Consider the following 18,318-nt stretch of genomic DNA (forward strand, 5'->3'; position numbering starts at 1 on the left):
TGGAACAATGCGGCGACATGCGTTTGCGAGGTTGTTGCCGTGATCGACCCCGATGGTTTCCGCCCTAATGTCGGGATTATTCTGACAAATGACGCTGGTCAGGTACTTTGGGCTCGCCGTATCAATCAAGACGCCTGGCAGTTTCCACAGGGAGGTATCAACCCTGATGAGACGCCGGAAGACGCCTTGTACCGTGAGCTGAACGAAGAAGTTGGCCTTGAACGCGAAGATGTAGAAATACTCGCCTGCACGCGAGGCTGGTTGCGTTATCGTTTGCCGCAACGCCTGGTCCGTACCCACAGCCAACCGCTGTGCATCGGCCAGAAGCAGAAGTGGTTTTTGCTGCGCCTGGTCTCTAACGAGCAGCGGGTGCGGATGGATTTGACCGGTAAACCGGAGTTCGATGGCTGGCGTTGGGTCAGTTATTGGTACCCGTTGGGCCAGGTGGTGACATTCAAGCGCGAGGTCTACCGTCGCGCTCTCAAAGAGCTTGCCCCGCGCCTTTTAACGCGCGCCTGACACGGAGTTCGACCCCGAGCCATGCTCAATACGCTGCGCAAGATCGTCCAGGAAGTTAACTCCGCCAAGGATCTCAAGGCGGCGTTGGGGATTATTGTGTTGCGCGTCAAAGAGGCCATGAGCAGCCAGGTCTGCTCGGTCTATTTGCTTGATCCAGAGACCAACCGTTTTGTCCTGATGGCCACCGAGGGCTTGAACAAGCGCTCGATCGGCAAAGTCAGCATGGCGCCCAACGAAGGCCTCGTCGGCCTTGTGGGCACCCGTGAAGAACCTCTGAACCTCGAAAACGCCGCCGATCACCCGCGCTATCGTTACTTTGCCGAGACCGGGGAGGAGCGCTATGCCTCTTTCCTGGGGGCGCCGATCATCCACCACCGTCGCGTGGTCGGGGTTCTGGTCATTCAGCAAAAGGAACGCCGTCAGTTCGATGAGGGCGAAGAAGCCTTCCTCGTGACCATGAGCGCGCAGCTGGCCGGGGTTATTGCCCACGCCGAAGCAACGGGTTCGATTCGCGGTCTGGGGCGTCAGGGCAAGGGTATCCAGGAAGCCAAATTCGTCGGCGTACCAGGTTCTCCGGGTGCGGCGGTCGGTACTGCGGTGGTCATGTTGCCCCCGGCTGATCTGGATGTGGTCCCTGACAAGACCATCACTGATATTCCTGCCGAAATTGCGCTGTTCAAAACAGCCCTCGAAGGCGTGCGCAACGACATGCGCGCGGTGTCGAAAAAGCTCGCTACCCAGTTGCGTCCCGAAGAGCAGGCGCTGTTCGACGTGTATCTGATGATGCTGGACGATGCGTCGCTGGGCAGCGAAGTCAAAAATGTGATCAAGACCGGTCAGTGGGCCCAGGGTGCTTTGCGCCAGGTGGTGACTGATCACGTCAACCGTTTCGAATTGATGGACGACGACTACCTGCGTGAGCGGGCGTCGGATGTGCGTGACCTCGGACGCCGTCTGCTGGCCTATTTGCAGCATGATCGCCAGCAAACCATGGTCTACCCGGACAACACCATTCTGGTCAGCGAAGAACTGACCGCGACCATGCTCGGCGAAGTGCCTGAGGGCAAGCTGGTCGGTCTGGTGTCGGTATTGGGTTCGGGCAACTCCCACGTTGCCATCCTGGCCCGGGCCATGGGTATCCCGACAGTGATGGGCCTGGTCGACCTGCCGTACTCCAAGGTCGACGGCATTCAGATGATCGTCGACGGCTACCACGGGGAGGTCTACACCAACCCCAGCGAAGTGCTGCGCAAGCAATACGCTGAAGTGGTCGAAGAAGAACGCCAGCTGTCCCAGGGCCTCGATGCCCTGCGCGAGCTGCCGTGCATCACCCCGGACGGGCATCGCATGCCACTGTGGGTCAACACCGGCCTGCTGGCCGATGTGGCGCGTGCGCAGCAGCGTGGCGCCGAAGGCGTAGGTCTGTACCGCACCGAAGTGCCGTTCATGATCAATCAGCGCTTTCCGAGCGAAAAGGAGCAGCTGGCGATTTATCGCGAGCAACTTGCCGCCTTCCATCCGCAACCGGTGACCATGCGCAGCCTGGACATTGGCGGCGACAAGTCACTGTCGTACTTCCCGATCAAGGAAGACAACCCGTTCCTCGGCTGGCGCGGGATCCGCGTCACCCTTGACCACCCCGAAATCTTTCTGGTTCAGGCCCGGGCCATGCTCAAGGCCAGCGAAGGCCTGAACAACCTGCGTATTTTGCTGCCGATGATCTCCGGTACCCACGAACTCGAGGAAGCCCTGCACCTGCTGCACCGTGCCTGGGGTGAAGTGCGTGACGAAGGCACCGATGTGCCGATGCCGCCCATTGGCGTGATGATCGAAATCCCGGCGGCGGTGTACCAGACCAAGGAACTGGCGCGCCAGGTGGACTTCCTGTCGGTGGGTTCCAACGACCTGACCCAATACCTGCTGGCCGTGGACCGTAACAACCCGCGGGTAGCGGATTTGTACGACTACCTGCACCCGGCCGTGCTGCAAGCCCTGCAATCGGTCGTGCGCGACGCTCATGCTGAAGGCAAACCGGCGAGTATCTGCGGTGAAATGGCCGGTGACCCGGCAGCGGCGATCCTGCTGATGGCGATGGGTTTTGACAGCTTGTCGATGAACGCCACCAACTTGCCGAAAGTGAAATGGATGCTGCGCCAGGTCAGCCTGAGCCGCGCCAAGGAACTGCTGGCCGAAGTGATGACCATCGATAACCCGCAGGTCATTCGCAGCACCATTCAGCTTGCGCTGAAGAATATGGGGCTGACCCGCATGATGAACCCGGCGGCGATCAAACCGTACTGAAAAGCCTCTCACCCTCCTGTGGGAGCGAGCCCGCTCGCGAAAGTCTCAAGAACACCGCGTTTTAAGAGCCTTCGCGAGCGGGCTCGCTCCCACAGAGCGTGTATTTGCAATATGGGTCACACCGCCAATGTCACTTCTCCCAACCGCCCGCCAAGCGGCCCGAAGCTGTGCTCCACCATCACCCTGGAACCGTCTGCATTGACGATCAACGCCGTGCTGGCGCGGGTGCCGTAGCTGGGGCTGGCGATAAACACACTCGATAACAAGCTTTCGGTGGCCAGGCCGACGCCGGTGTCCGGCAGCTCGCTGAACGGTGCGGTTTGCGGGTCTTTGAGCAATGCCAGCAGCGCTTGGGGTTGCGGATCGTTGAGCACTTCAGCCAACGCCGCCTTGGCCTTGAGCAGCTTGGGCCAGGGCGTATCCAGACCGGCGTTCGACAAGCCGTAGATGCCCGCCCCCAGCGGCTGTGGCGCCAGGTCTTTGGAGTTGAAATGCCAGAGTTGATCGCCAGTGCCCAGGAGCAGATTAAAACCGGCGTAGTCGAGAGAACGTCGGCCAACGTGCGCAAAGTACTCGGCAACTGACTGCTTGCCGGTCAAAAAGTCGGCCACCAACTCGCCCCGCGAGCGCCGTGAAGGCGGCTTGTGGGGTTCACGGATATTGGTCAGGGCCGCAAATCGCCCGTTGGGACCAATGCCCAACCAGGTCCCACCCGCTTCAAGGTCGCGCCCGGCGTACACCTGCGGCGCATTGGCCCACTGTGCAAGGGGTTTGGCGGGTCGTGCATAAAATTCATCGCGGTTGGCCGCAACCACTAGAGGCTGGGCGTGGCCGGGGCGCCAAGCGAAGACGATCAGACACATGGGCAGTCCTTAATGTTTTTTTAATCACTCTACTTATAGATTGCCCCGGCGTGTCGCGCCATTGAGTGGTCTTCCGTTACCATGCCGACCCAGTTTGTGTACCGCGCCGATGTCCTGTGCCGGTGTGAGTTTCCTGATCTAACAAGGAGTCGCAATGCTGCCTTATCCGCAGATTGACCCGGTGGCATTGGCCATCGGACCGCTGAAAATTCATTGGTACGGCTTGATGTACCTGATCGGAATTGGTGCAGCCTGGCTGATCCTCTCGCGACGCTTGAACCGCTTCGACCCGACCTGGACCAAGGAGAAGCTCTCCGACCTGGTGTTTTGGGTGGCGATGGGCGTGATTGTCGGTGGTCGTTTGGGTTATGTGCTGTTTTACGACCTGAGCGCCTACATCGCCAACCCGCTGCTGATTTTTGAAGTGTGGAAAGGCGGCATGGCGTTCCATGGCGGCCTGATCGGCGTGATGCTGGCGGTTTGGTGGTTCGGCAAGCGCAATGGCAAGTCGTTCTTCCAGATCATGGACTTTATTGCCCCTGTGGTGCCGATTGGCCTGGGTGCGGGGCGTATCGGCAACTTCATCAACGCCGAACTGTGGGGCAAGGCCACTGACGTGCCGTGGGCGATGATCTTCCCTACCGACCCGCAGCAACTGGCGCGCCATCCGTCGCAGCTTTATCAGTTTGCGCTGGAAGGTGTGGCACTGTTCCTGATTCTTTGGCTGTACTCGCGTAAACCTCGGCCAACCATGGCGGTTTCCGGGATGTTCGCCCTGTTCTACGGCATCTTCCGCTTTATCGTCGAGTTCGTCCGAGTGCCGGATGCTCAGTTAGGCTATCTGGCGTTTGGCTGGGTGACGATGGGGCAAATCCTCTGCATCCCGATGATCGCGGGCGGCCTGTTCCTGATTTGGTGGGCTTACCACCGCGATCCAGCGGCTAACAAAGCTGTGTAATGAATTCGAATGGCAGGGCTTGAAAAGCCCTGCATTCAAACGGTAGGAAAACCATGAAGCAATATCTCGACCTCGTTGCCAACGTCATCAAAAACGGCACCTTGCAAGCTAACCGCACGGGCGTTAAGACCATCAGTCTGCCCGGCGCCATGTTGCGCTATGACCTCAAGGAAGGCTTCCCGGCCATCACCACCCGCCGCATGGCATTCAAGTCTGCGATTGGCGAGATGTGCGGTTTCCTGCGCCCGGTCAACAGCGCGGCAGATTTCCGTGCACTGGGTTGCAAGGTTTGGGACCAGAACGCCAACGAAAACGCCCAATGGCTGGCCAACCCGTTCCGCCAGGGCGAAGACGACCTGGGCGAGATCTACGGTGTGCAATGGCGCAAATGGCCGGCTTACAAGCAGATCGAGCGCAGCAATCAGGCGGCCATCGAGTTGTGCCTGAGCCAGGGCTATCGCCAGATTGCCGAAGGTGAAGAAGACGGCCAGGCCTACGTGGTGCTGTACAAGGCCATCGATCAGGTGCGCCAGTGTGTGGACACCATCATCAATGACCCAGGCAGCCGCCGTATTCTGTTCCACGGCTGGAACTGCGCCCAGCTCGACGAAATGGCCCTGCCACCGTGCCATTTGCTGTACCAGTTCCACCCGAATGTCGAGACGAAGGAAATCTCCCTGACCCTCTACATCCGTTCCAATGACCTGGGCCTGGGCACGCCGTTCAACCTGACCGAAGGGGCTGCTCTGCTGAGCCTGATCGGCCGCCTGACCGGGTACACGCCGCGCTGGTTCACCTACTTCATCGGCGATGCCCATGTGTATGAAAACCACCTGGACATGCTCAATGAGCAGCTGACCCGCGAACCGTTCCCGATGCCAAAACTGGTGATCTCGGACCGTGTGCCGGAATTCGCCAAGACGGGCGTCTACCAGCCAGAGTGGCTGGGCCTGATCGAGCCGAGTGACTTCAGCCTCGAAGGCTACCAGCACCACGCACCCATGACCGCGCCGATGGCGGTGTAACTGCATCCCTGTGGGAGCGAGCCTGCTCGCGAAAGTCTTGTTGAGGCCTTCGCGAGCAGGCTCGCTCCCACAAGGGGAGTGGTCTATTTGCTTTAATGCCCGTGGCTTCTGCCCACATGGCTGGGCTCGCCTTCCGGCGTGCTGACCGATCCGCTGACTTCCAGCCGCTGCAAAATCCCGCAATGTTCCCCGTTCGGCCCTTCGCCACATCGCTGGCGCAGGTCGAGCAGTTGTGTCTGCAACGCCAGTAAGCCGTCGATCCGCGCCTTGACGTGGTGGATGTGCTCGTCGATCAGTGCGTTCACGCTTTCGCACTGGTCCTGCGGGCTGTCACGCAGGTTGAGCAGGCTGCGGATCTCTTCAAGGGTCATGTCCAGGCTGCGGCAATTGCGGATAAACGTCAGTCGCTCCACGTGGGCCTGGGTGTACAAGCGGTAATTGCCTTCACTGCGCGCAGGTTCCGGCAGCAACCCTTCGCGCTCGTAATAACGGATGGTTTCGACCTGACAGTCGGTCAATTTCGCCAGTTCACCAATTTTCATCGCGTTTATCTCCGAAAGGTTGCTTGACCCTATAGTGGCTACAGGGTCTTTACTTGGCAACAGGCACCTTTTCCGGACGCAACCTGATGAGCGATTCCATTCACACCCCGCACAAACATCCCCATGATCATGATCACGATCACGATCACGATCACGATCACGATCACGATCACGATCATGGCGCGAAGCATGACCACGCCAGCCATGCCGGCAGCTGCTGCTCGGCGGCTGAGGCACCCAGCATCGTCAAGCTCGGTGGCGCCCCGACAGCGGGCGCTCGCCTGAGCAACTTTCGCATCGAGGCCATGGACTGCCCCACCGAACAAACGCTGATCCAGAACAAACTGGGCAAGCTGGCGGGTGTGCAGCAACTGGAATTCAACCTGATCAACCGGGTGCTGGGCGTGACCCACGACCTGCCGTCCACGGACCCGATTGTCGAGGCGATCAAATCCCTCGGCATGCAGGCCGATCCGCTGGAGCCCGGGGTAGGCGCCGCGGCGCCACCGGCCAAGAAGCATTGGTGGCCGCTGGCGGTGGCCGGTGTGGGGGCGTTGGCGGCTGAAGTGCTGCACTTCACCGATGCGGCGCCGACCTGGGTGATTGCGTTGGTGGCGCTGGTGTCGATCCTCAGCGGCGGCCTCACCACCTACAAAAAGGGCTGGATTGCCCTTAAAAACCTCAACCTGAATATCAACGCGCTGATGAGCATCGCCGTGACCGGCGCGGTGCTGATCGGCCAATGGCCAGAAGCCGCCATGGTGATGTTCCTGTTTACCGTGGCCGAGTTGATCGAGGCCAAATCCCTCGACCGCGCACGCAATGCCATCAGCGGGCTGATGCAAATGGCGCCAGACAAAGCCACCGTGCAACAGGCGGATGGCACCTGGGTTGAGCTTGAGGTCAAAGACATCGCGCTTGGCGCCGTCGTGCGGGTGCGCCCCGGCGAGCGGATCGGCCTGGACGGCGAAGTGATCGCGGGCAGTTCGACCATCGATCAGGCGCCGATTACCGGCGAAAGCCTGCCGATCGAAAAAACCATTGGCGATAAAGTCTTCGCGGGCACCATCAACCAGGCCGGTGCCCTGGAGTACCGGGTGACGGCTGCGGCCAACAACTCGACGCTGGCGCGCATCATCCACGCCGTGGAGCAAGCCCAGGGCTCACGGGCGCCTACCCAGCGTTTCGTCGACAGCTTCTCGAAAATCTATACCCCGCTGGTGTTCGTGTTTGCCTTGGCAGTGGCCGTGATCCCGCCCCTGTTCATGGGCGGCGTATGGTTCGACTGGATCTACCGCGCTCTGGTGTTGCTGGTGGTGGCGTGCCCGTGTGCGCTGGTGATCTCGACTCCGGTCACCATCGTCAGCGGCCTGGCAGCAGCGGCCCGCAAGGGGATTTTGGTCAAGGGCGGTGTGTACCTCGAAAGCGGCCACAAACTCGACTTTCTGGCCCTCGACAAGACCGGCACCATCACCCACGGCAAGCCGGTGCAAACCGACTACCTGCCCCTTGATCCGTTGGTCACCGACAGCGCCGTAGTGTTGGCCGCGAGCCTTGCCTCGCGCTCCGATCACCCGGTCTCACTGGCCGTGGCCACTGCGGCTGTGGATAAAAACCTGCAATTGAGCGCTGTGGATAACTTTGCCGCCCTGGCGGGGCGCGGTGTGCGAGGCGAGATTGACGGCAAGCTTTACCACCTGGGCAACCATCGTCTGGTAGAGGAGCTGGGCCTGTGCTCGCCTGCCCTTGAAGCCAAACTCTTTGCGCTGGAAGAGCAGGGCAAAACGGTCATCTTGCTGTGTGACAACTCAGGCCCGATGGCGCTTTTTGCGGTGGCAGACACCGTCAAGGAAACCAGTCGCGAAGCGATTCGGGAGTTGCATGAACTGGGCATCAAAACCTTGATGCTGACCGGCGATAACCCGCACACCGCCAGTGCCATTGCGGCCCAGGTCGGCATCGACGAAGCGCAAGGCAACTTGCTGCCGGAGGACAAGCTCAAGGCGATCGAAGCCCTGTACGCCAAAGGTCATCACGTGGGCATGGTGGGTGACGGGATCAACGACGCCCCGGCCCTGGCCCGCGCCGAGATTGGTTTTGCGATGGCCGCGGCAGGTACAGATACTGCGATTGAGACGGCGGATGTCGCCCTGATGGACGACGATCTGCGCAAGATCCCGGCATTCATTCGCCTGTCACGCCAAACCTCCAGCATCCTGAAGCAGAACATTGCCCTGGCATTGGTCATCAAAGCGATCTTTCTTGCGGTAACCTTCCTCGGTATGGCCACCATGTGGATGGCCGTGTTTGCCGACATGGGCGTCAGCCTGTTGGTGGTATTCAACGGTTTGCGCCTGTTGCGCAAATAGAACAAGAGAGGCCGCAGTGTTAAGTGCCGAGCTGAAAGCGTTTTACCGGGTGGCCCAGTTGGGCAGCATTACTCAGGCCGCGAAAAAGCTCGGGCTTAGCCAGCCGACTGTGACCACGCAAATCCGCAACCTCGAAAGCAAGTACGCCGTGGAGCTGTTCTATCGCGGCGCACGGCGCCTGACCCTCAGCGATGAGGGTGTGCGCTTGCTGCCGATGGTCAAGGCGCTGCTCCAGCAAGAAGCCGACATTGAGTTCTTTTTGCGCAACAGCGGTCAGGGTATGGGCACCTTGCGCATCGCCGCCACGGCGCCGTATTACATCCTCGATCTGGTGAAGGCCTTTCGAGAGCGCTTGCCGCAGATCGAAGTGTCGGTGGACATCGGCAACTCCCAGCAGGTGCTTGAAGCGCTGGATGAATACCGGGTCGACATCGCCGCTTCGTCGCAGTTACTGGAGGACCCGCGCCTGATTCGCCGCGTACTCGGCACCGATCCGCTGGTGCTGGCGGTGCATCGCAATCACCCGCTGGCCAAGCTCGAACACGTGCCATTGAGTGCGCTGGCGGGGCATTGCCTGTTGATGCGCGAACAGGGCTCGACCACGCGCAAGCTGACAGAAGAACTGCTTGAAAGCGCCGGTGTGAGTTTTGGCCCATTGCTGGAGATTGGCAGCCGCGAGTCGATCCGCGAGGCGGTATTGCGCAACATCGGCATCAGCATCATTGCCCGGCAAGAGGTGCCCCACGACCCGCAGCTTCGGGTGCTGACCCTGGAAAATGCGCCGGTCATTCACGAATATCTGTACTGCCTCAAAGAGCGCAAATCGGCGCGTTTGCCCGCGGCATTTCTGGGGCTGGCGCAGGAAATGGCCCCGGCCTGAGATTTTTTGTAGCCGCTGCCGAAGGCGGCGATAAGGGCCGAAGGACCTTTGCTCTTGAAACAGCGCGACCCCTGCGGGCTCGATCGCAGCCTTCGGCAGCGGCTACAGGACAACGGCAACTGTGGGCGCGAGCCTGCTCGCTCCCACAGTAGGGCTTGACCTACAACAGAGTATCTACAGGGATCAGATTGCTTAAGGCGTTCACTACCCAAATCCACCAATACCACTATCGGCAGCTTTGGCCTTGCTGCCACATCTTGTACGCATTGCGTCTCTAGGATGACCCCCATCTGCTTGATGAGGTGCATCCATGAACCGCTCGAACGCAACCGCTTTGACCCAACCCGGCGTACCGATGAAGGTGCGCAATGTGAGCAAGCGCTTTGGCGCCTTTACCGCGCTGGACAACGTCTCGCTGGACGTGGCCGCAGGCGAGTTGGTGTGTCTGCTCGGGCCTTCCGGCTGCGGCAAGACCACGCTGTTGCGTTGCATCGCAGGGCTGGAGCGCCAGGACAACGGTGCGTTGTACCTCGGTGAGCGCGATGTGTCCGATCTCGCCCCTCAAGCCCGAGATTACGGGATTCTGTTTCAGTCCTACGCCCTGTTCCCCAATCTGAGCGTTGAAGCCAACATCGCCTACGGCCTGGCCGGCAGCAATCGCGATGTGGTGCGCAAGCGGGTTGGCGACATGCTGGAGCTGGTGGGCCTGACCGGCAGCGAAAAGAAGTTCCCTGGCCAGCTTTCCGGCGGCCAGCAGCAACGTGTTGCCCTGGCCCGCGCGCTGGCGCCGTCGCCGTCCTTGCTGTTGCTCGACGAGCCGATGTCGGCGCTGGATGCCCGGGTACGTGAGCACCTGTGTACCGAGCTGCGCCAACTGCAGCGCAGCCTGGGGATCACCACCTTGATGGTGACCCACAACCAGGACGAAGCCATGTTGATGGCTGACCGCATCGCCGTGATGAACAACGGCAAGGTCGAGCAATACGCCACCCCGCAAGAAATCTACGACAAACCCGCCACGCCGTTTGTCGCCGAGTTTGTCGGGCAGGGCAACTGGCTTCCATTCCAGCGCAGCAGTGACAGCCACGCGCAGGTGGGCGGGATGAACATGCGTCTGGCAGACGACGCCGGGCGGGCCGCCTCGGGCCGTTTGTTCTGTCGCCCCGAAGCCATCAGCGTCAACCCGGTGCTGCACCAGGAAAACCTGTTCCCGGCGCGGGTGCGTGAAATCACCTTTCTGGGCAACCGGTGCCGCATGAGTTTTGAGCTCAACCATTTGCCGGGCCATGCGCTGACCGCCGAAGTCGGCAGCCAGGACTTGCCGCGCCTTGGCGCTCCGGACATTTTTGTCGCCCTGCCGCCGGGCAGCCTGCAGGTGTTTGCCTGATATGGCCGCGCAAATGACCTTGCCGTTACCCGGCAAAGTGACCCGCAAAGCCTCGAAGGCGGAGCTCGGTGACCGCATCTTCGTCGTGGGCGGCAAGCTGCTGTTGCTGCTGCTGTTGGGCGTCGCGGTGCTGATGCCGTTGCTGGCGATTTTCTGGCGCGGGTTCAGTGCCGAAGATGGCCAGGGCGGCGGTTGGGTCGCCGCACGGGAGCTGGTCACCAGCGATAACTTCCACTGGCTGGTGGGCAATAGCCTCAAAGTTGCGCTCAGCGTAGCGGCAATTGTTGTACCGCTGGCATACCTGTTTGCCTACGCCCTGCAACGCACCATGATCCCCGGCAAGCGTATCTGGCGCGGGATGTCGCTGTTGCCGCTGATGGCTCCGTCGATGTTGCCGGGCATTGCGCTGGTTTACCTGTTCGGTAACCAGGGCATGTTGCGCGGGCTCATTTCGGACAACATCTACGGCTTCTGGGGGATCGTGCTCGGTGAAGTGATTTATACCTTCCCCCACGCGTTGATGATTTTGCTGTCGGCCTTGTCGCTGGCCGATGCGCGCTTGTTTGACGCGGCATCGAGCATGGGCGCCGGTCCGTTTAAAGCCTTTCGCAGCATCACCTGGCCAGGCACCAAACAGGCCGTGTTCGCGGCGTTCTGCCTGGTGTTCACCCTGACCATCACCGACTTCGGTGTGCCCGTTGTAGTGGGCGGCGACTATCAAGTGCTGGCGCTGGAAGCCTACAAGGCCGTGGTCGGGCAGCAGCAATTCGGTCGCGGCGCGCTGATCGGCATGGTCTTGCTACTGCCTGCGTTGTTCAGCTTCGGGGTCGATGCCTGGCTGCGCCGCCAGCATGGCGATTCCATGAGTGGCCGCGCCCAGGTGTTCAAACCAGTGCCTTCCAAAGTGCGTGACCGCTGCTACCTGACCATCGTGCTGCTGATCTGCGCCATTTTGCTGCTGGTATTCGGCATGGCGGTGTACTCGTCGCTGGTCAAGTTCTGGCCGTACAACCTGTCCTTGTCGCTCAACCACTACCAATTCAACGACACGGCCGGCGGCGGCTGGCTGGCCTATCGCAACAGCGTGACGATGGCGGTGTGTACGGCCTTGATCGGCAGTGCGGTCATCTTCACCGGTGCCTATCTGATGGAGAAAACCAAGGGCCAGAAAGGACTCAACCTGGCCCTGCGCATGCTCAGCTTTGTGCCGATGGCGGTGCCCGGCCTGGTGCTTGGCCTGGGCTACGTGTTCTTTTTCAACTTGCCCGGCAACCCGCTTCACGTGCTCTACGGCACCATGACTCTGCTGGTGGTGTGCACCATTGCTCACTATTTGACCACCGCACAAATGACCGCCACGACGGCACTGCGTCAGCTCGACGGCGAATTCGAAGCTGCTGCGCTGTCGCTCAAGGCCCCTCTGTATCGCCATTACTGGCGCGTCACCGTACCGATCTGCCTGCCGGCGCTGCTGGACATCATCCGCTACCTGTTTGTCTCGGCGATGACCACCGTGTCAGCGGCGATCTTCCTCTACAGCCCCGACACCATCCTGGCGGCGGTGGCGGTGCTGAACATGGACGACGCCGGCAACGTGGGCGGCGCGGCGGCCATGTCGACCCTGATCCTGTTCACCTCGGCAGGTGTGTCCCTGCTGCTGGCCTGGGCTTCGCGCGGCCTGCTGCGCCGCTCCCAGGCCTGGCGCCAGGGCGCTCCTGCTCAATGATTCGTGCCCTCTCAATCCAGCCCCTACCACCTAAAAGGAACCGCACCATGTTCAAGCCACTTGCTCTTGCCGCTGCTGTCCTCACTGCTTTTAGCTTCAACGCGTTTGCTGCCAAAACCGAGCTGACCGTGTACACGGCCCTCGAAGCCGAGCAGCTCAAAACCTATAAGCAGGCTTTTGAGAAGGCCAACCCGGACGTCGAGATCAAGTGGGTGCGCGACTCCACCGGCATCATCACGGCCAAGTTGCTGGCTGAGAAAGCCCGCCCGCAAGCGGATGCAGTGTGGGGGCTGGCCGCGTCCAGCCTGGCGATCCTCGACCAGCAGGGCATGCTGCAAAGCTATGCGCCCAAAGACCTGGCCAAGATCGGCGCCAACTACCGCGATACGGCCAACCCGCCTGCCTGGGTGGGGATGGACGTGTGGGCCGCCACCATTTGCTTCAACACCATCGAAGCCGAAAAGCAGGGCCTGACCAAGCCGGTGAGCTGGCAAGACCTGACCAAGCCCGAGTACAAGGGCAAGATCGTCATGCCTAACCCGGCTTCGTCCGGCACCGGTTTTCTGGACGTGAGTGCGTGGCTGCAAACCTTCGGTGAGAAGCAGGGCTGGCAGTTCATGGATGATCTGCACCAGAACATCGGCCAGTACGTCCACTCGGGTTCCAAGCCGTGCAAGCTGGCGGCCTCGGGTGAGTTCCCGATCGGCATTTCGTTTGAATACCCGGCCGTGCAGCTCAAGCGCCAGGGCGCACCGCTGGACATCGTGTTGCCAAAAGAAGGCCTGGGCTGGGAAATCGAAGCCACTGCCGTGATCAAAGGCACACCGCATGAAGAGGCGGCGAAAAAGCTGGCTGACTTCTCCGCCAGCCCTGCAGCGATGGAGCTTTATAAAGAGAACTTTGCGGTACTGGCGCAGCCCGGCATTGCCAAGCCACAGACGGAACTGCCGGCCGATTATGAGCAACGCCTGATCAAAAACGACTTCGCCTGGGCCTCCAAGAACCGCGACAGCATTCTGGCCGAATGGCGCAAGCGCTATGACGGCAAGTCCGAGAAAGTGGCGCAGTAAAGCCCCTCACCCCAACCCTCTCCCACAGGGAGAGGGCGCTTGATCGGGGTGTTCCCGAATAGTGTGTACGACTCAAATCTGCCCCCTCTCCCTCTGGGAGAGGGCTGGGGTGAGGGTTGTGGCTATACAAGGACTTCAAGATGTCCCAATCCGATTCAATCCTTATCGTCGGCGCTGGCATTCTGGGCTTGTCCCATGCCTACGCCGCTGCAAGACGCGGGCTCAAGGTGCGCGTATTCGAGCGCACCGCCACGCCCTTGGGTGCTTCGGTACGCAACTTTGGCCAGGCACTGGTCACCGGCCAACCTCCCGGCGTGATGCTCGATCTGGCCCGTGCCAGCCGCAGCATTTGGGCTGACTGGGCACCGCGCGCAGGCTTTGAGCTCAAGCGTAATGGCTCATACCTGTTCGCCCGCACCGAAGCCGAAGAGCACTTGCTGGATGCTTTCTGCCAAGGCCGGGCTCGCGAATTTGGCTATCGCGCCGAACTGCTGCGCGGTGCAGAAATGGACGCGCTGTACGGCGGTCAATTCAGCCATCACCGTGCTGCGTTGCATGGTCTGGACGACCAGCAGGTCTATTCCCGGGAAGCGATTCCGGCATTGATTGCGTATCTGCAGCGTGACCTGGGTGTCGAGTTTCATTTTTCGACCCTGGTGCGCGACGTCGAGCCCGGTCAGGTCCACACCACAGCGGGCAGTTTCAAGGGTTCACAGGTGATTGTGTGTTCGGGTCACGATTACCTGACGTTGCTGGCTGAGCCGCTGGCCAAACTCAGTCCGCAGATTTGCCGCCTGCAAATGCTGCGCGTGCGACCCAAAGTCGATTTGAAGCTGCAACACGCCCTGATGACCGGGTTGAGCTGTGTGCATTACGGCGCCTTTGCCGACCTGCCGCAAGCGGCGGCGGTGCAGAACGAAATTCTGCGCGACAGCCCGCATCTGGATCAGCACGGCATTCATCTACTGATCAGCCCAACCCCTTACGGCGACCTGATTGTCGGTGATTCTCACGATTACGGCCGGGATCCATCGCCCTTTAACGGTGAACAGGTGGATAACTGGATGCTGCAACTCTGCGAAGAAACCCTTGGCTGTGAAGTCCGGGTGGTCGAGCGCTGGCAGGGGGTCTATGGTGCGAAAGGGGCCAAGCCGTTCTCCTGGCTGGAGGTGGCGCCCGGCTTGAATGCGGCGCTGATGCACTCCGGCGTCGGCATGAGCGTGGGCCCGGCGATGGCCGAGGGCAATATCGCCCGGTTGCTGGAGGAGAGGTGATGACTCACGCGCAGCAAGTGGTTGAAGACGTTTTTGGCTTGTATCAGCAATACGGCACTGACGATTACATCGGCGAGCCGGTGTCGCAAATCGAGCATATGTCCCAGGCCGCGCAGCTTGCGCTGAATGAGGGCTGTGATGATGAAGTGATCCTGGCGGCGTTCTTTCACGATATTGGCCACTTCTGCGGCAATAATGCACAGAACATGGGCGGATATGGTGTGGTCAGTCATGAGCTGGTAGGCGCCCGCTATTTGCGCCGTGCAGGCTTCAGCGAACGGCTGGCCAAGCTGGTGGAGTACCACGTGCAGGCCAAGCGCTACCTGACCTTGCGTCAGCCGGGGTATTACGACCTGCTGAGTGAAGCCAGTATTCGTACGCTGGGGTATCAGGGCGGCGTGATGAGCGAGGCCGAGGCGGATGCATTCGAGCAAGACCCACTGTGCCAGCTCAGCCTGCGCATGCGGGTCTGGGATGAGCAGGCCAAGGAAATGCACGTGCCACTGATCGACCTGCAACTCCTCAAGAACAAGGCCGTCCGCCTGTTAGAGGCTTAAGCACCCATTCTTGTGGGAGCAAGCCTGCTCGCGAAACAAACGACGCGGTGTATCAGCGATCCAATCGCGAGCAGGCTCGCTCCCACGGGGGTTGAGTCGGTACTTAGATCTGCCCGGCCAACGCCTCGATCTGCTCCTGGCGCTCAGCCTGGTTCAGCTTCGGATGCGGGTTGAGCGACGACCATTGCGGGTGCGCGCGGGCTTTGTTCAGGGCTTCGGGCAATTTGCCCTCGCGCCAGGTTTTGTCCTGCGGGGTGGCGACCTTGATGCTCTCCACCGCCGCATGCCCACGGGCATTGAGCGCATGCAGCAACTGTCGTTGGCGCAAGGCCAGCAGGCGCAACACGCTGTCGTCCACCGTCAACTCACGCTGGCCCTTGAGCTTGCCCAGCAAGCGGCTGCCGTAGCTGCGTGCGGTTTGCAGCGCCCCGCCGGCAATCGCCCCGGCCAATGCGGCTGCGCCCAGGGTCAGGCCGCCGACCATCAGGTCCACTCCAGCCCCGGCCGCCGCGCCTGCGGCAATCCCGCTACCGACCCGAACACCCAAGTGCTTGAGGGTTTCGGGGTTGAACAAGTCATCGCCCCAGCGCCCATCGAGCAACGGCAAGTCACTGGCGGCTGCATCGCTGGTGCGAAAGCCATACAGTTTGAGCATTGCCTCAACGCAGCGCTGCTCACGCTGACGGATCGCTTCACGCAGTTGCTGGATGGCCTGTTGTTCGGCGGCTTTTTCGCTGACCACGCTGCGTCGACATGCGGCGCAGTCGATCAATAATTCGGCGATCAAGCGCAGCGCACTGTGCTTGCGGGCTTCTCGTTGGGCCTCCTGGTCTGTAATCAGACGCTGCAGCGCCCCCCGTGAATGTTCCAGCAGCAGGGCCAGGCTTTCATACAAACGACGCTCGCCATCTTCAGGCGGGGCCACGCTGTCAAACCGCACCAGTGCATGCAAGCCCAGTCGTGCCAGAGCTTCGCGCCACTCGGGTTCGCGATGCTGCGGGCTGCTGACAAAATTGAGTACCGGCAGCAGCGGTCTGCCGCAACTGGCGAGCACACGGAGTTCGTCGCGGTACTTGGCCAGTACCGGCTCGCGGGCGTCGATCACATACAGTCCCGCATCCGATGCCAGCAGTTGGCGCAGTACTTTGGCTTCCTGCTCAAAACGCTGGCGCGCCTCGCTGCCTTCGAGAAACCGTGCCACCCGCGCCGGGCCATCAAGGCGTTCGCCGGGGTGGTCGAGGCGCTCGAGGTAGTCGAGCAGGGCGATGGCATCTTCCAGCCCCGGCGTGTCGTACAGCTCCAGCAACGGCTCGCCGTCTACCGAGAGCCGTGCGCCTTCGACATGGCGCGTGGTACTGGGGCGATGGGACACTTCGCCAAAGCCGACATCCCGGGTCAGGGTGCGCAGCAATGAGGTTTTGCCGACATTGGTGTGGCCGACTACGGCCAGCGTGAGTGGCTTAGTCATGGCCTGTCTCCAGCCAGTTCAAGGGCGCGCTGGCGGCGAAAGGCAGCCCCAGTTGTTGCAGCGCGGTGTGCCAGTCGCCCAGGCGATCGGCGTCCAGCGCCTGACCGGGCGGGGCTTGCAGCAGCCACACGCGGGTTTCGCTGGCACTGCGAGCCAGCTCGCCGATCAGCGCCAGGCTGCCGCGATCCGGCGAGCGACGCGGGTCGCAGGCAATGGCCAGCCGCGCCGGGGGGAAGCGGGTCATTTGTTCGAGCAGTTTTTGCCGGGACTCGCGGCTGTCGAGAATGCCCGCGTCCTTGACCGTGGCGGGCAATTTGGGTGGCCACGGGTGCTGGTCGTCCAGCTCAATGGCCACGATCAATGCGCCATCGGTTTGCAGGTCGCTGTGCCCGGCCTGCACGTTGTGCAATTGCTCGGGGGCGCGGTCGTTGATGCCCAGACGCTCGCTGCTGGGCATCAGGGGCTCACGCAACTGGCTGTAGCCGGGCAGGTTGAGATCCAGCTGCAAAGCGTTGCGTCCGCTTCTCCAGCGCCACAGGCACAAGGCTGCCAGAAGCAGGCGTGGAATCACGCCGTAGATCAGCACCACGCCGACCAGCCAGACCGCCCATGCCTGGCGCACCAGTTCGTTGTTGTAGAGGCTGCTGTCGTTGCTGATGCGGATCATCTCCACGGTAGGCACGCTGAAACCCAGCCAGTTGGGCAGTGCACCGAGGGCGCGGGTGGCGGCGACAAATACGTCGGCGCCCAGAATCGTGGTTTCCCAGATAAAGCCGTAACGCCGGGTGGCCATCAGTAACAGCAGCATCACCAGCGCGCTGAGCATCGCCAGCAGCCACAGGCCATTGACCAGTGTGCCGAGCGCCCAGCGATTGAGTTTTCGCCGTTGCAGCAACAGCAATAACGCGGGGGCCAATTGTGCGGCCTTGGCGTCGCGGGCGAATTTCTCGCTGAGCCACAACCACAGGCGGCCCAGGCTGGCACCGTGTTCGCCGGCAAACAGCAGCCCCAGCCCCCAGCTCAGAAGCAGGATCAGATTGATCCCGAGCAAACTGCCCAGTGCCCAGAACACATTGACCGGGGTTTGCCCGTCGCCCAGGGCCGCGAATGCAAGACCGGCGCCACTGATCACGGCCAGTACGGCCAGCACCAACAGCGCCAGCCGGGCACCTTGCAACCAGTGCTGCATGGCACTGAGCAAGCCATCACGTTCGGCCAGCCACAGGGCGCGGTTTTGCAGGCGTGTGGATAAGTCGCCTGCCGAGGTTCGGGCACGGCGATTGGCTTCGAGGTCGTCCAGCGGGCCCGCGTGTTCTTCGCGCAGGCGCACGGTTTCGGTCAACCAGAGGCGTTGTAATGGGGAAAGTTGAGTCACGCGA

At 61.3% G+C, this 18,318-nt stretch carries 15 protein-coding genes; 11 read left to right on the forward strand and 4 right to left on the reverse strand.

All coding sequences use genetic code 11. The features are described from left to right. Positions 1-39: 39 nt before the first annotated feature. Both BLW11_RS05200 and ptsP read left to right on the forward strand, forming a co-directional pair. The gene (locus BLW11_RS05200) at positions 40-519 is read left to right on the forward strand and encodes an RNA pyrophosphohydrolase (protein WP_019828104.1); all 480 of its coding nucleotides are present in this window, start codon (positions 40-42) and stop codon (positions 517-519) included. A 21-nt stretch (positions 520-540) separates the two neighbouring features. Beyond that, the gene (gene ptsP, locus BLW11_RS05205; protein ID WP_048361303.1) at positions 541-2,820 is read left to right on the forward strand and encodes a phosphoenolpyruvate--protein phosphotransferase; all 2,280 of its coding nucleotides are present in this window, start codon (positions 541-543) and stop codon (positions 2,818-2,820) included. 116 nt (positions 2,821-2,936) lie between these two features. On the opposite strand, the gene BLW11_RS05210 is transcribed toward ptsP, so the two are convergent. Continuing rightward, positions 2,937-3,683, reverse strand: coding sequence for an NRDE family protein (locus BLW11_RS05210; protein WP_048361302.1), 747 nt, complete (start codon positions 3,681-3,683; stop codon positions 2,937-2,939). Between the two features lie 154 nt (positions 3,684-3,837). Between BLW11_RS05210 and lgt the strand changes: the two genes are divergently transcribed. Further along, positions 3,838-4,641 carry a prolipoprotein diacylglyceryl transferase gene (lgt, locus tag BLW11_RS05215; protein WP_048361301.1) on the forward strand — a complete coding sequence of 268 codons (804 nt, stop codon included), beginning with the start codon at positions 3,838-3,840 and terminating at the stop codon, positions 4,639-4,641. 53 nt (positions 4,642-4,694) lie between these two features. Continuing rightward, positions 4,695-5,666 carry a thymidylate synthase gene (locus BLW11_RS05220; protein WP_048361300.1) on the forward strand — a complete coding sequence of 324 codons (972 nt, stop codon included), beginning with the start codon at positions 4,695-4,697 and terminating at the stop codon, positions 5,664-5,666. 92 nt (positions 5,667-5,758) lie between these two features. On the opposite strand, the gene cadR is transcribed toward BLW11_RS05220, so the two are convergent. Continuing rightward, a complete protein-coding gene (gene cadR / locus BLW11_RS05225; protein ID WP_048361299.1) occupies positions 5,759-6,208 on the reverse strand; it encodes a Cd(II)/Pb(II)-responsive transcriptional regulator in 450 nt (149 codons plus the stop codon). Positions 6,209-6,294: 86 nt separating this feature from the next. Here cadR and BLW11_RS05230 point away from each other — a divergent pair, with 86 nt between their 5' ends. The 7 genes from BLW11_RS05230 (at position 6,295) to BLW11_RS05260 (ending at position 15,471) form a co-directional block, all read left to right on the forward strand. Then, positions 6,295-8,577 carry a heavy metal translocating P-type ATPase gene (locus tag BLW11_RS05230; RefSeq protein ID WP_048361298.1) on the forward strand — a complete coding sequence of 761 codons (2,283 nt, stop codon included), beginning with the start codon at positions 6,295-6,297 and terminating at the stop codon, positions 8,575-8,577. 16 nt (positions 8,578-8,593) lie between these two features. Continuing rightward, positions 8,594-9,457 carry a LysR family transcriptional regulator gene (locus tag BLW11_RS05235; RefSeq protein ID WP_048361297.1) on the forward strand — a complete coding sequence of 288 codons (864 nt, stop codon included), beginning with the start codon at positions 8,594-8,596 and terminating at the stop codon, positions 9,455-9,457. Between the two features lie 310 nt (positions 9,458-9,767). Beyond that, a complete protein-coding gene (locus tag BLW11_RS05240) occupies positions 9,768-10,844 on the forward strand; it encodes a putative 2-aminoethylphosphonate ABC transporter ATP-binding protein (protein WP_048361296.1) in 1,077 nt (358 codons plus the stop codon). A gap of 1 nt (position 10,845) precedes the next feature. Next, entirely contained in the window at positions 10,846-12,570 is a 1,725-nt protein-coding gene (locus tag BLW11_RS05245) for a putative 2-aminoethylphosphonate ABC transporter permease subunit (RefSeq protein WP_048361295.1), read from the forward strand. Between the two features lie 47 nt (positions 12,571-12,617). Then, positions 12,618-13,640, forward strand: a complete 1,023-nt coding sequence (locus tag BLW11_RS05250; RefSeq protein ID WP_048361294.1) for a putative 2-aminoethylphosphonate ABC transporter substrate-binding protein — start codon at positions 12,618-12,620, stop codon at positions 13,638-13,640. A 140-nt stretch (positions 13,641-13,780) separates the two neighbouring features. Next, positions 13,781-14,914, forward strand: coding sequence for a TIGR03364 family FAD-dependent oxidoreductase (locus BLW11_RS05255; RefSeq protein ID WP_048361293.1), 1,134 nt, complete (start codon positions 13,781-13,783; stop codon positions 14,912-14,914). Next, positions 14,914-15,471 carry a phosphonate degradation HD-domain oxygenase gene (locus tag BLW11_RS05260; RefSeq protein WP_048361292.1) on the forward strand — a complete coding sequence of 186 codons (558 nt, stop codon included), beginning with the start codon at positions 14,914-14,916 and terminating at the stop codon, positions 15,469-15,471. Before BLW11_RS05255 ends, BLW11_RS05260 begins: the two co-directional genes overlap by 1 nt. A 103-nt stretch (positions 15,472-15,574) precedes the next feature. Here BLW11_RS05260 and BLW11_RS05265 read toward each other — a convergent pair whose 3' ends face one another. Together BLW11_RS05265 and BLW11_RS05270 are read right to left on the reverse strand one after the other, a co-directional pair. Continuing rightward, positions 15,575-16,939, reverse strand: a complete 1,365-nt coding sequence (locus BLW11_RS05265; RefSeq protein WP_048361291.1) for a GTPase/DUF3482 domain-containing protein — start codon at positions 16,937-16,939, stop codon at positions 15,575-15,577. Next, positions 16,932-18,314: a DUF2868 domain-containing protein gene (locus tag BLW11_RS05270; protein WP_048361290.1), complete on the reverse strand. Its 1,383-nt coding sequence runs from the start codon at positions 18,312-18,314 to the stop codon at positions 16,932-16,934. Before BLW11_RS05270 ends, BLW11_RS05265 begins: the two co-directional genes overlap by 8 nt. Positions 18,315-18,318: the final 4 nt, after the last annotated feature.

The organism is Pseudomonas deceptionensis, from assembly GCF_900106095.1.
Classification (GTDB): domain Bacteria; phylum Pseudomonadota; class Gammaproteobacteria; order Pseudomonadales; family Pseudomonadaceae; genus Aquipseudomonas; species Aquipseudomonas deceptionensis.

Coding starts and splice junctions, on each gene's coding strand:
- ptsP (WP_048361303.1), top strand. CDS start 541: ATGCTCAATACGCTGCGCAAGATCGTCCAGGAAGTTAACTCCGCCAAG.
- BLW11_RS05210 (WP_048361302.1), bottom strand. CDS start 3,683: ATGTGTCTGATCGTCTTCGCTTGGCGCCCCGGCCACGCCCAGCCTCTA.
- lgt (WP_048361301.1), top strand. CDS start 3,838: ATGCTGCCTTATCCGCAGATTGACCCGGTGGCATTGGCCATCGGACCG.
- BLW11_RS05220 (WP_048361300.1), top strand. CDS start 4,695: ATGAAGCAATATCTCGACCTCGTTGCCAACGTCATCAAAAACGGCACC.
- cadR (WP_048361299.1), bottom strand. CDS start 6,208: ATGAAAATTGGTGAACTGGCGAAATTGACCGACTGTCAGGTCGAAACC.
- BLW11_RS05230 (WP_048361298.1), top strand. CDS start 6,295: ATGAGCGATTCCATTCACACCCCGCACAAACATCCCCATGATCATGAT.
- BLW11_RS05240 (WP_048361296.1), top strand. CDS start 9,768: ATGAACCGCTCGAACGCAACCGCTTTGACCCAACCCGGCGTACCGATG.
- BLW11_RS05245 (WP_048361295.1), top strand. CDS start 10,846: ATGGCCGCGCAAATGACCTTGCCGTTACCCGGCAAAGTGACCCGCAAA.
- BLW11_RS05250 (WP_048361294.1), top strand. CDS start 12,618: ATGTTCAAGCCACTTGCTCTTGCCGCTGCTGTCCTCACTGCTTTTAGC.
- BLW11_RS05255 (WP_048361293.1), top strand. CDS start 13,781: ATGTCCCAATCCGATTCAATCCTTATCGTCGGCGCTGGCATTCTGGGC.
- BLW11_RS05260 (WP_048361292.1), top strand. CDS start 14,914: ATGACTCACGCGCAGCAAGTGGTTGAAGACGTTTTTGGCTTGTATCAG.
- BLW11_RS05265 (WP_048361291.1), bottom strand. CDS start 16,939: ATGACTAAGCCACTCACGCTGGCCGTAGTCGGCCACACCAATGTCGGC.